The organism is Parahalioglobus pacificus (assembly GCF_014652275.1).
Lineage (GTDB): Bacteria > Pseudomonadota > Gammaproteobacteria > Pseudomonadales > Halieaceae > Parahalioglobus > Parahalioglobus pacificus.
On sequence record NZ_BMYM01000002.1, the window covers coordinates 402,436 to 415,943 of the forward strand.

The window sequence follows — 13,508 nt, forward strand, 5'->3', positions numbered from 1 at the left end:
TTCCTTAGCCGAGGTAGGACAGCGCGATGCCTGCAAAAATCACCAGGCCAACCCAGTTGTTGTGCCGGAATGCGCGAAAACAGGCTTCTCGGTCGCGCCCGCGTATCAGGTAAAGGTGATAACCGAACAGGCCTGCCGCCACAACCAAACTGAGTTGATACACCTGGCCCAGGCCGAATTCACGGCCTGCCAGCCACCAGGCCGCCAGGCAGATGACCTGCAGAGCGGCAATGATCACCAGATCGTATCGACCAAACAGGATGGCCGTGGACTTGATGCCGATCTGGATATCGTCATCCCGATCAACCATGGCGTACTTGGTATCGTAGACCACCGTCCACAGGAAGTTAGCGATCACCAGTAACCAGAGGGCGGGCGGGAGGTCATTGGTGACCGCCGCGAACGCCATTGGGATCCCCCATGAGAAGGCAAGCCCCAACACCAATTGTGGCAGGTGCGTGACGCGCTTCATCAGCGGGTAGATGGAAGCCAGTAGGGCGCCGACGACGGACAGCATGACCGTGAAAGTGTTGGTGGTTAGCACCAGAGCAAAGGCCGCCAGAAGCAGTAACAGGAAGAACGCCACGGCTTCTTTGACGCTAACGGCGCCGGTAACCAGCGGCCTGTTACTGGTGCGCGCAACACCGCCGTCCAGATTGCGATCGGCCAGGTCGTTGATGACACAGCCTGCTGAGCGCATCAGGAACGTGCCCGCCACAAACACCAGCAAGGTATGCAGGGGCGGCACACCCTCAGCCGCAATCCACAACGCCCACAGCGTGGGCCAAAGCAGCAGCAGCGTACCTATGGGCTTGTCGAATCGGATCAGCGCCAACAGGGCGCGTGTTTTGTCGGCGGTTAGCATGGAGGGCCCGGCAGTATCAGCAGGGCAAGCTTACTCTGCTTGTCGGTTAATTGCAGTGACCACACGCCCCCGCTGGCTGCGATGCACGGGCAGAATATCTGCCCAGGGCTTAAAGCCCTCCAGAAACACCTCGCTGACCATCAGTGATTTTCCGCCCAGCTCGAAGCAGCTTCTGCGGCCCCAGGCCGGTTCAGACTGATGAAGTGCAGAGGGAATATAGCGGCTATCACCGGGCAAGCGGGCGAGCTCGAAAGGAGTGCGATGCATCGCCGGATGGCTGAACAGAATGGCGCCCAGAGAGCGGTTCTGCAGTTTTCGCAGGTGCCGTAGCTCGCCTTCAAGACTGGCAACGGGAAACACGCTGCGTGCAAACACCACGGGGTTTGAGTCCAGAGAGAGCACCACCTCTCTCACCAGCGCCAGTTGGCGGGACGCTAGACGGAGTCGCCGCTGTTCGCTGGGCATCGGTGGTCGCCAGCCTTGAAACAGGCGGGTTACAGTAAAAATGCCTGCACCCGTGCTGATCAGGCGCGCTGTGAGCGAGCCATCGTCCAGCAGCCAGCGCCGTTGCCTGGGGGGCAAAATGGCGTTGGTGTAGCGGGCTTCCGGGCGCCAGTTCGGTTCTGGCGAAACAGTCTGTTGGCTGGGAATCACAGTGAATTCGGGTGCTCTTGGTCAGGGGCGAGAATGCGGCACTGGCCCCGGTGATGCAAGCCTGCGCGCGGTGCAATATATGAGCCTGGCGGTTGTGGCGCAGCCTTGCACAATTCACCCACAACCCTATAGTGATCGTCCGGATTTGTTCAGGTAGTTCGACCAACGCCTGCCCCTGGCTTGCGTACAATGACTACCTAAAGCGTTTGTGAGAGAGATTATCGATGAGTAAGTGGGAATGTATCGTCTGTGGCCTGATTTACGACGAGAAGGAAGGCTGGCCAGACGATGGCATTGCGCCGGGCACCAAGTGGGAAGACGTGCCTGATGACTGGCTTTGCCCCGACTGTGGCGTCGGCAAGGAGGACTTTGAGCTGATTGAAGAGTCGCCGGTTGATGACACGCCCCACCACGAGGAACCGGTGGCCGATACGGTGCACGCCCCCGTGGTGATACTGGGTACGGGTTTGGCCGGGTATGGACTGGCGCGGGAGTTCCGCAAGCATGATGCCGATACCCCGCTGATTCTGATTACCTCTGATGATGGCCGGTCCTATTCCAAACCGATGTTGTCTACCGGTTATACCAAGGACGCGAGCGCCAATGACCTGGCGCAAATGGACGCCGGCAGTATGGGCAAGCAGCTCAAAGCCAGTGTTTGGACTATGACCCGGGTCCACGCGATTGATACCGATAACCAGCTGATCAAGGTGGGCGATGCGCAAACGGCGGTGCATTACAGCAAGCTGGTGCTGGCAGTGGGCGCCGACGTCATCCGCCCCCCCATCGAAGGCGATGGGCTCGACATGGTCTATTCCGTTAATGATCTGCTGGATTACGACGACTACCGCACCGCAATGAGTAAGCACAAGGTGAAGAAGGTCTGCATCATAGGCGGTGGACTGATTGGCTGTGAATTCACCAATGACCTGCTTAATGGTGGCTTTGACGTAGAAGTGGTAGACCCGCTGGGTTACTGCCTTCCCACACTGTTGCCCGAGCCCGCCGGTAAAGCGGTGCAGGCCGCGCTGGAGGAGCAGGGAGCAGTATTCCACTTTGGACCGTTGGTGACCGCAGTGAATCAGCGTGACGGGGGTGTCACGGTAAGCCTCAACAATGGCCAAAGCATCCACGCTGATCTGGTGGTGTCTGCTGTGGGTGTTCGCCCTCGCGTAGATCTGGCTCAGGCGACCGGCCTGACGGTCAATCGTGGCATTGCGACAAACCGTCTGTTGGAAACCAGCGCCAAGAACGTTTATGCCATGGGCGATTGCGCCGAGGTGGACGGTCATGTGCTTGTGTATGTCGCGCCCTTGATGGCACAGGCCCGTGCCTTGGCTAAAACCCTCGCCGGCGAGGCGACTGAGGTGAGCTACCCGGCAATGCCGGTCACCATTAAAACGCCAACGTGTCCTGTGGTTGTCGCACCGCCTGCGGCTGATGCGCAGGGCGACTGGCAGATTGAGGTTGATGGCAGCGATGTTCGCGCTGAATTCCGCGGCGCCGATGGTAGCCTGCTCGGGTTTGCGTTAACGGGCGACGCCACCAAGGCCAAGATCGCGTTGCAAAAAGAACTACCGCCGATCATGGCTTAAGCAGGATTCCACCCTCGAGTCACGGGCTTTGAAGCGGCCGCTTGGCGGCCGCTCCCTTCACTAGAAGGCCCATGTAGCAGGGACCGGATACTGTCTTCGATCCATGACGCCAAAATAAGCGTTTTTGCCTTGGGACGTTTATCGTTCCCGCTGTCGCATACGATGTGCGCCCCATCCACCCAACAGAGCCGCTAACGCCCACAATAAAAGTTGTGGCACTGCAGGTATTGTGGGAACGATAAAGCTATCGATTAAGGTAAAGATGTTGTTATCTGGCGTGGGATCCGGGCCGTTGGTGCCGTCGTCACGCGCTTCCGTGACATTGGTCAGTTTCAGATTAGAGTTCTTTTCAATCACACGCACTGCAAACGTGAGTGTTCCTCTGTCACCTGAACCGAAGTCGCCCACCGTGAATTCGCAAACAGTGCCAGCGGGTGCGCCGTCCGGGCATGACCAAACGGTGGGTAGGCTTTCGGAGGTAAGGAACACTGAGCCCTCGGGCACGGTTTCGCGGACTAGGGCTCCGGTTGCGTTTTGGTTGCCTCGATTTTCATAGTTCAGCGTGTAGGTGATCACCTTATCAACACGCACGACGCCTGCGTCCGACGATTTCGTAATAACAAGGTCAGGCACAGCAGTTAATGGGGTATTGTCTTTAGCCGTTTTCGGGTCGGCCGTTCCGTCATCGTCAATGCCCACAGTGTTTTCGATCAGCTCAGCACCCGCTGGAGCGGGCGAAATCACTCTTAGCCCAAATTTCGCGAATCGGGGGCTTCCCGGGGGTAAATCACCGACGTTCAGTGTGCAGGGAGTACCTGCGGGGTCGCCATCTGCACAGCTCCAGTTGAAGCCTCTGCTTTCATTGACATCGAACTCCACATAATCCGGTACCGTTTCTGTCAAGACCACGTTCGTCGCGACCTGATTGCCGGGATTGCTGTAATCAATGCGATAGAAGTAGGTCTGCCCCGGCACGACCGAAATGCCGCCGTCATCTTTCAGGATCGCCAGCTCATCCGATGCGAGGAGCGGGGTACTTTCCGTGTCACTATCCACGGAAGGAACTGGCGGTGTGCCGGAAAACTCTCGTCCATCGTCAGAAATCCGAACTGTATTCTCGATCTGCGTTACGCCTGCCAGCACGAATGAAGCGACGGTAACAGCGAAGCGAACGCTGGCACTGGTGGCACCCTTCAAGTCACCGACGTTCAGCGTGCAAAGCGTGCCGGCGAGATCCCCGTTCGCGCAGCTCCAGCCAGCGCTGCTGTTGAAACTGTCAAAAGTAGTATTCTGGGGAACTTCTTCGGTTATCGTCACTCCGGTGGCATCCTGATTACCAGCGTTGCCGAACTGGATATCGTAGATCAGGGTGCTGCCAGGCGTTGTAAAGAGCACGCCGTCAGTTTTATCGATCACCATGACCGGATCTGCTTCGACGGGAACGATCGTAGGGTCATTAGGGTCGCTTGTTCGGGGATCATCCGATCCCTTCGGTGGAAGCTCGCCTGTGTCAATCAGGGCTCGGTTTGCCAGCAATTCCGGCACTGAGAAGTCAGGATACGGCGAGGGCACTCTCACATCATAAGTGATCGTTATGGGTGTCGTTGACGCGGTTTGTGGCTCCAGCTCTGTAAAGCTGACCTGTATAAACTGATCACCGGGATTGTTGCCTACGATGATGGTACCCGCATCGGGATTCGTGCCTGGCGAGATTTGAACACTGCCCACCTGAAACTCACCGGGTTCATTTGGATCGTCTGTAATCAGCACGTTCGTAGCAGCAGACTGTCCAATATTTCTGGGCGTCAGCGTGTACGTCACGATATCGCCGGGGGCTGCAGGCACTTGCGGACCAACACCGACTTTTTCCAAGCTCAGGCGAGGCAATAATAACGTTGCATTGGCGTCCGTGCGGTACAGGCGTTCGATGCTGTTCGGGTCACCAGCCAGCGCTGCGGTGCCACTTCCGGGCAGCGACGTGCCCTCCGCAATAGCAACGTTATCGATACTGGTTGGCGGGGGTTGCACAGTATTTTTCAGTTGAAGGCTGAATTCGGCTGTTATGCTCTCGCCAGGGCTCAGGGTCTGGTCCGGTGACGGCGGGGTCAGTGGGTTTGCGATAGTAACGCTGACGGTGATCTCGTTCGGATCTGACGTCTCTGTAATCTGGTAACCGGGGGGGACTGTGATCGGTACGAGGCTACCAGGTACCCATAAGCTCGTTAAAAACTGATCACTGATAACTGTATCGAAAGCCGCGCTAGTGCCGTTGTTTAATAATGTAAGGCTGAGAGTCGCAACACCATCCACTACTGGGCCGAAGCTTTTCTGCAGCTGAAGATCCGGCTCCACCAAGCGCACCTGAGCGAGGTCTGTGCGTTCCAGTATTGAGTTAAGGCCTGTGAATGAAAGAATGACTTCATTGGTCAGGATGTTGCTAATCGCATTCCCGATGTCGTTCGCTACATCGTTGGTTACTCGAAGCAACAGTTTATACCGAATCACATCGTCGTCGGTGATTGGCGCGTTGGGATTATTCTCGATGTTTTCCACGTCGCCATAATCGATACTCAGCTGGCCAGGGCCAGGGATGTTCGGGTCAGCGGGATTGTTTTGCGCACTGATGTTTCCACCAATTGACGTTAGGCTGCCTGCGAGAAACGCTAAATCACCGGTTTGTCCACTGGTCGCGACGTCAAAAGTATCAATGGCGATTACGTTCTTGGATGAGCCTCTGGCGAAACCCACCGCCACGCTGTACTCAATCTCTTCTCCTATGGTCACTGCGGGCAACGGGTCATTCGGGTCAAGGGAACCCTGCACAGTATCATTGACCGATGTTGCCGTGACGGTCTTTGCGACGGTATCCTCGTCTAAATCGTACAACCTTGCGAATGCAGACGCGTCGTACTCGCGCCTTTCGGGCGACGTATCGGGGTGTGAATACCAAACCAGATCGACGTCGTTCTGATAGAACTGCTGTATTGCAGCGGCTGGGCTTACCTCAACGGTGTATTCTATTACACAGGACTGAGTCGAGAGCGGCAGCGCCGCGATGGCAAAGTCAAGTGGATCCCCGAAAACTGGACCGCCGACGCCGCTGAATGTGTTATTGCTAAAGCCGGGGCAGGTGCTAGAGACTGACCCGGCTTTAAGCCTTGTCTCACTTGGTAAGTGATCGACTATTTCAATATCGATAGCTGCACTCGTAGACTGTGGCGTGTGCTCGATAACAAGCGTGAACGTTTCTTCTTGCGACGCAGATGTAAAAGCGATCGGCGTGCCATTGCTGGTTTGCTTCCTGACCACGAGATCAGGTTCAACAATATTGAAGGGCTCAATCGCAGTTAAAACGGTATTCGAACTGGATGCCGTCGCAGTGTTCTGCTTGTTCCTGTCGATGCTAGAACCGCCATTTGCTGCGTCATCCAATACAATCGCGGTAATCTCGAAGACGACCTGGTCCTCCGCGTCTGGCTCTGCGCGCTGATCTTTTCGATTGATCACCGTGTTGAGCCGCCACTCGACGCACTCTGTGGAAAGTGGAACGCATGGCTGACCGGGTGCCATAGGCGCAATTGTCGGACCAGTTATTGTCAAATCCCCGCCAATAGTGAGTATCTTGGAGTCGACGATTCTGAGTTTCACGCCGTTGGTGGGAAGATTGTCCTGAATCACGGAATCAATGGTTGTGCCATCGGGGAATGTAGCTGTCACCGTAAACACAGCTGACTCACCAACGGTTAAGTCGTTCTCAACGCCGGTAGTCGCTATGTCTGTGAGAGAGAAAGAAGAATCTGTTAGTGTCTTTTCAAGGCCGCCGGGACTAATTAGGACGTCCCAGGCGTCTTCAAGCCGGTATTGCCTGCTGTAATCTTGTGCGCCGTCAGCCCCCCGAAGGCTGGTCCACTCTGCAGTTGCAAGGTTCTCAATCACCTCGCCGTTTATCGCCGTCAGATCGACCTCTGCGTCAAAAGACAGTTCACAAACTGAACCCAACGGGAACTCTGACCATGTCGCAGTGATACCGTTGGCCGTTTCGGCAGTCACCGGAGTTGCGTTACAGAGGTTACTGACGCTAAGTGAACCATTGACCAAACTCAGCTTACTCGGCAGCTGGTCGTCCAGCACGAGATTTTCTGCAGCAACGCGTGAAGCATTGTCATGGGCTATGCGCAGCGTGTACGTAATCACGTCCCCGGCGTCTACTGTTGAGAGATCACCTGACTTTGTGAGGTCCAGAACAGGCTCGACTATTTCCACCGGCTGGCGATCGATAGCCACTTTGTCTTCATCTTTCAAAAACTCAGAAGTCGCGATGTTTACACCCACGTCGTTGTTCCTGTTCGCGGCCACGTCTGCTACCCGGCTTGTGACTGACAGAAGTATTGTGTCGCCTGGCACAGTGATCTGACTGTCCCCGATATTTGTGACAAAGCCGAAATCTAAGACAAGCTTGTCTAAGATCGAATCCCTGTTCGTATCCAGCATGGCCATACCTGGATTGTTTGGATCAAAAGGGTTCGGACTATTCGGATCAGTAAATTGTAAATCTGTGCCGACAGAGATCACGTCGAAGGACAGCAGCTCGAGCACTACGTCACTCGTTGGCAACAGATCCTCAACAATCAAAGTGGTGGTCACATCTGGAATGACTACGGCTATGCCGAACGTAATTTCCTCGCCAATCGTAATGGACTCTGCCCCGCGCGGCGTGCCGGGCACATTATCCGTTTGCGGCTGATCGGTGCTAAGAACGCCCTTTACAATACCAAGGCCTATGATGTTAAAGGTGTCACAGGACTCGGTTCGATAGGTATTCGCAAGGCCGCCTATGTCGTTCGGGTCACCCGTTCTTTCAACGGCTAGATCGTTGTCTCTTGGACTTGGAAGGGGGCTTAACAGAGCGTCCAGGCTTTCCCAAACCGCGGTGCTGCAGTTAATAATATTGCTGCCGGCGAGCACCAGAGGGTCAACTTGGGTTTCGAAGATTATGTCGCATTGATCTCCACGCCTAAAAGTGTCCCAACTGACGGACACAGTGTGCGTGCTTGGGTCCACAGTGACGGTGGAGGCAGGGCAGTTTATGTTGCCAGGATCAGGGCTAACTACACTGATACCCGCTGGTGCTGGAGTTATGAAATCCAAGAAGGCCGGCAAGGTGTCCGTCACCGTTAGTCCAAATGCATCTGCAGTAGAGCTCCGAGAGTGGCGCACATTAATCAGCACCTCTGGCTTGGAATCCGCATCACCCAGTGGTGGCGACGGGTCTGTGAACTGCTTTTGAAGTCGAATGTCTGGCTCTACTACGACAATTCGGTTGGCTCGAGCTTGCACGAACGTTCGCTTGCCGTTGCCGCTGTCCCAAGAGAATCTGGCCCGATTTCTCAGGGCCTTCCCGTTATTGTTGGTCTGCGTATTGATTACGCGTGCTTCATAAATCAGCCGGATAATCTCCGGCGTATCATTAGAATTGTTAGGGTTAATAATAGTGCCAAGTGCATTGGCAGTGGTTTCGTCGCGCCCGAGTCGCAGCCCTCTGTCCGGAGCAGATGGCCCTGATCCTTGGGCGAAGAACCCTAACCTTGCCCGCGGGTTGCTAAAGCCATTAGTGGTGGAGCTGAGACCCGAGCTGATCGTCTCTATGACTAACGTGTCGTCAGCGTGCGCCAAACCCCTGTCTAACAGGTCCTCAATCCTCGCTGAAGGCGTTTGACCTTCTGGCACCGTAATCGTCAACTCGTACGTTACGAGCTGACCAATGGCGGCACGTCTATCTGGATAACTATAGTCAGGTTGGACTGGTAGTCTGACGACTTTCGTGATGGTCGGTAAAGCGATTGTTACTGTGGCATCATCGATGGCGATCGGGAAATCTTCCTGACCGCCAGGAGTGGACACCCAGTCGACGGAGGCGGTGTTCGTGATGGATGCGCCAGGAATAACGTCATCAGCGATCTTACAAGTGGGAGTAATGATGACTGTATCGTTGCTGTAAGGCGCTCCGCCGCCAACAGGGTTATCGTCATTGCCCGGTATTGGATTGTTGAGTGTTAGTCCATTCTGGAGGTCACCACTGGCGTCAACTCGGTTGCCTAAGCCGTCAACCACATCATTAGCAAGGTCCAAGGAACAGCTACTTAGCCCTGCTGGCAGTGGGTCTAGAACAACAACCTCGTATGCGGGCTGACTGCCCACATTCTCAATGGTAATCGCATAGGTAATATCGTCTTTTGCATCCACGTCGCTCGCGTCACTGTCCGCGAGGCCTTGGGAAAGGTCTGCTGGTGGGGGAGGGTTGATTGTTGCGTTGCTGTTATCTGTCGCTATGACACCTTTGGTAATTTGCAATGCAGGGGCACCCACCCTGAATCCAGCAGCGCCTAGATCGTTGAATCGATCGCCAGCAGAATTTGTATAACTCGCGCTGAGGAGGTTTGTGAGAAAAAGGCCATCTGCAAACGGTTCGCCGGTGACGGGGATATCGATCTCGACCGCTAATGTGGCGGACGCCCCGGCGTTAATATCGCCAAACTCAAAAGTGATTGAGTTTTCAGCAGTAGACGTACTGACCACTGGGGTCACGCCGTTAAACGGCGGGCGCACGGTAAAGCCGGAAGCCGTGTTGAAATCCACCACGTTAAGCACGGGCTTTGGCAAGAAGTCCTTCAGAGTTACATCTTGGGCGCCCCCTGCTGGTATGGCGAGCTCAAGGAGGAAAGTGACAATTTCACCCGGGAATAACTGCTGTGGCGGTGGCGGGGTGAGAATTGATTTGGCGACATCATTGTCTTCAATGTCCACGTTGTTATCGGAGCCATTAAATCCATTACCGCCATCGCTGAGTGAGAAGTCTAGCCCGGCGGAGTTGAGCAGATTATCGCCCGCGACCACGGGCGTGTTGTCAGCGAACTCTCTCAGTATTTCGACGTCGTAACGGAGCTGACCGGTGATCGCGTTGGGTAGCGTGCCTATCGCGCCGCTTATGTCCCACTGCAGCACCGTTTCTCCCGGGTTGGGGCCGGGCGATGTCGCCGGCATCAACATAAAATCAGTGCCATTGATAACGAGCTGTGATGTCCCTGTGTATTGGGTTCCATCAGGCAGCGTATCGGTGATCACGAAAACGGACGCTCCGGGAGCGCCGCTGTTGTAGTCGGTAAGCTGGAAATCAACACGATAAGTGAGGACATCGCCGGGGACAGCGACACACTGGTCCAGATTTTCACAGCCTACAACGTTCTTTTGTGTTGCGGCGTGGACGGCCCTGACATTACTGATGTCGCTGGAGGTGAGTGGATTGCCCTGATAGTCGTACGTCAAGTCGGCGGTGTTTCTTATCAGGCGACTATCAGACCCGATTGTCTCGTCCAGAATATCGGTGATGTAGACTCTGTATCTAATGATCAGATCATCATCGCGATCGGTTCCAGTCACCGAGTCACACCTGACCTCTAACAGCTGGCTGGTGGACGGTGGCACTGGGCTCGGGGTGGTGTCTGCGCGACAGTTCACTCCCAGAGGAGCAATGATTTCTATAGGGTCGCCCGTCCACTGGACCTCAGGGGGTAAATCGTCTGAGACAAGCAGGTTGTCGATGGTTTCCCCCTCAGAAATGTTGACATCTAGCCTGTAGTTGTACGCGTGGCTTGGGCCGGGCGGGCGCTCATTTTCGGGTGCGGAGTTACGTTTATTAATCCGCGCAAGTTGTGGGATTATTTTCTCAGTGACTGGAGAGCCGAGCGGGGTTGGATTGCCTGTTGGTGTGGCGCCGAACTCGAATCCTGGGAGGAAATCAATATCTAATTCTACGCCTATCTCTGCCCCGACGTTGACGGCGAGGCACAGAGTAATGATGAGCTCCGGGCTTGCACTATCTACCGAACCCACGGGGTACCTAGCAATATAGGCTGATCCGCCCTCCTTGCCGTTGATAATCTCCCCCGAAACGGGATCTATCAATTCACCAGAGGGCCCGAACGTGCCAATGAGTTGCAGATCAGGTGGAAGATCTACGAAATCGACGCTTACCCGGCTAATATCCTCATCAGATGCTGCGATAAGATAAGGCCCATAACCCGTTGCCGTCCCGGCATTCTCAAATTTGATATCACGACAAAACGTCTCGCCAATCAGTGGCTCAGCCACCAATTTGTCGAGTGAGACCGACGGCACAGGTTGTCCTTGTGCAAAGGCAAAGTTAATGGGACTTAGCAGCGCGATTAAAGCGGCCACTTTGCGGTGATTCATAGGGTGTCTTTTCCGGGAGCGAGCCTCGACATTATACCAATTACAGTCGTAATGGAGGACTAGACATCCGCATATCCAGTGTCAAGGTCACACCATCGCTCAATGATGGTACGCGTCGTATCGGGCGAGAAACTTTGGATGCTTTCAGCAACGCTTTCTGCGCAGCTCAATAAGTACTCATGCTCGGGGAAGGACGCGACTTTAAACGATGTGTAGCCTACTTGCTTTGTTCCGTGAACCACGCCAGGGCCGCGCAGCTTGAAATCTTGTTCAGCGATGTGGAAACCATCATTACTGTCCCGTATAACTCGCAATCGCGCATGGCTATTTGAGCTAAGGGGGTGTTTGAAAAGAAGCACACAGTAACTCTCTTCAGGCCCCCTGCCGACTCGACCACGCAACTGATGCAATTGGGCCAGACCCAAGCGCTCAGGGTTCTCTATAACCATGATGCTGGCGTTGGGGACATCTACACCGACCTCAATCACCGTGGTGGCCACCAAAACGTCAATCTCACCAGCCTTAAAGGCGTGCATGGCAGTCAATTTGTCGCTTGGCTTCATTTTCCCGTGCACCAGCCCGACGGTAAGTTCAGGCAGTGCCTCATGGAGTGTTTTAAATGTGGCCTCAGCGGCTTGCAGATCAGACTCTTCGTCTTCGGTAATCTGGGTGCACACCCAATACGCTTGTTTACCGCTCTCACAGGCGTCCTTGACGCGACTAGCCACCTGGTCTCGACGTGCGCTATCTATCAGCACGGTTGACACAGGCTTTCTGCCGGGCGGCAATTCGTCGATGATTGAGCAGTCGAAATTTGCGTACGCCACCATGAACAAAGATCGCGGGATCGGCGTTGCCGTCATCACGAGTTGATGTGGCTTGTATCCGCCATTGGCTTTTTCATTCAGTGATAGCCGCTGTTGGACACCAAATCGATGCTGCTCATCGACAATTACCATGCCCAAACTTTTAAAGGATACCTTCTCCTGAAAAATCGCGTGGGTGCCAATGAGTAGCTGTATTTGATTTTCTGCAATCTCTGACAAGATGCGCTCTCTTGCTTTCCCCTTCGTTCTCCCACTCAGCCAACCAACGTTCACCGGTAAATCCTTGAACCAAAGCTGAAAACTTGCCAGGTGTTGCTCAGCTAATAGTTCGGTGGGCGCCATAAATGCGACCTGAAACCCAGCCGAGACGACTTGCAATGTCGCCATTGCCGCCACGAGCGTTTTGCCAGAGCCAACATCCCCCTGTACGAGTCTCATCATTGGCTGTGTTTGGGAAAGCTCGGCGCAAATCTCGCTGACCACGCGTGACTGGGCATCGGTTGGTGTGAATGCGAGCGTTCTCGAAAATTCTTCAAGCAGTTTTGGCGCCACCGGCACCAATGGCGCATGATTATTCTTCTGCAGCTGGCGTAAATGTTCACCAGCAAGTCGGTGAGCCGCAAGCTCCTCTACTATCAGCCGGATTTGCGCTGGATGCTTGCCCGCCGATAACAGCTCGAGCTGTGCATCGGCGGGTGGGTTATGCAGGTAATGCAGTGCGGAGACTAGATCAAAATCAGATTGTAGGTAGTTGCCGATAAGGTCGGCAGGCGGTCGATCTTGCAGTTGCTTAATGGCTTGTGAGCAAAGGTTACGCCATTGCTTCTGCCCAACACCTTCGGTGGTCGGGTATATCGCGGTTAGATGCTTATTGAGTGGTACATCGTCATCCTCTATAAGCTCATACTCGGGGTGATAAAATTCTAGGCCAGAACTGCCCCGCCGAGCCTGACCGAAGCAGCGTAATTTGACGCCGGGTTTCAAATTATTTTTCTGATGTGAAGAAAAGTAAAAGAAACGCAGTGTTACCGTACCTGTGCCGTCCTGCATTCGAATCACAAGGCTGCGTCGTTTGCCAAAAGCTATATCGGCTAACTTGATAGTACCTTCGACAACGATATCAGCATCAGTTTGGATGGCACCAATGGGCGTGATCCGTGTTCTGTCTTGATACCGAAGTGGTAGGTGGAAGAGCACATCTTCAACGGAATAAATCCCCAGTTTTAGGAGCTTGCCAGCTAAGCTTGGGCCCACGCCGCGAAGAGAGGTAACGGGAATTTCGGCTAGCGGCTTACTCATTGCTGCGACTAGTCATGG

5 protein-coding genes are annotated in these 13,508 nt (G+C 54.6%); 1 reads left to right on the plus strand and 4 read right to left on the minus strand.

The features are described from left to right. Window positions 1-4: 4 nt before the first annotated feature. Window positions 5-865, minus strand: coding sequence for a 4-hydroxybenzoate octaprenyltransferase (ubiA, locus tag IE089_RS10585; RefSeq protein ID WP_189477789.1), 861 nt, complete (start codon window positions 863-865; stop codon window positions 5-7). Window positions 866-895: 30 nt separating this feature from the next. Further along, the gene (locus tag IE089_RS10590; RefSeq protein ID WP_189477790.1) at window positions 896-1,519 is read right to left on the minus strand and encodes a chorismate--pyruvate lyase family protein; all 624 of its coding nucleotides are present in this window, start codon (window positions 1,517-1,519) and stop codon (window positions 896-898) included. Between the two features lie 224 nt (window positions 1,520-1,743). Between IE089_RS10590 and IE089_RS10595 the strand changes: the two genes are divergently transcribed. After that, window positions 1,744-3,114: an FAD-dependent oxidoreductase gene (locus IE089_RS10595; RefSeq protein ID WP_189477791.1), complete on the plus strand. Its 1,371-nt coding sequence runs from the start codon at window positions 1,744-1,746 to the stop codon at window positions 3,112-3,114. Window positions 3,115-3,252: 138 nt separating this feature from the next. Here the strand turns inward: IE089_RS10595 and IE089_RS10600 are convergent, their stop codons facing one another. After that, complete coding sequence (locus IE089_RS10600) at window positions 3,253-11,364, minus strand: DUF11 domain-containing protein (RefSeq protein WP_189477792.1); 8,112 nt, start codon at window positions 11,362-11,364, stop codon at window positions 3,253-3,255. A 59-nt stretch (window positions 11,365-11,423) separates the two neighbouring features. Beyond that, a complete protein-coding gene (recG, locus tag IE089_RS10605; RefSeq protein ID WP_189477793.1) occupies window positions 11,424-13,490 on the minus strand; it encodes an ATP-dependent DNA helicase RecG in 2,067 nt (688 codons plus the stop codon). Between the last annotated feature and the right edge of the window lie 18 nt (window positions 13,491-13,508).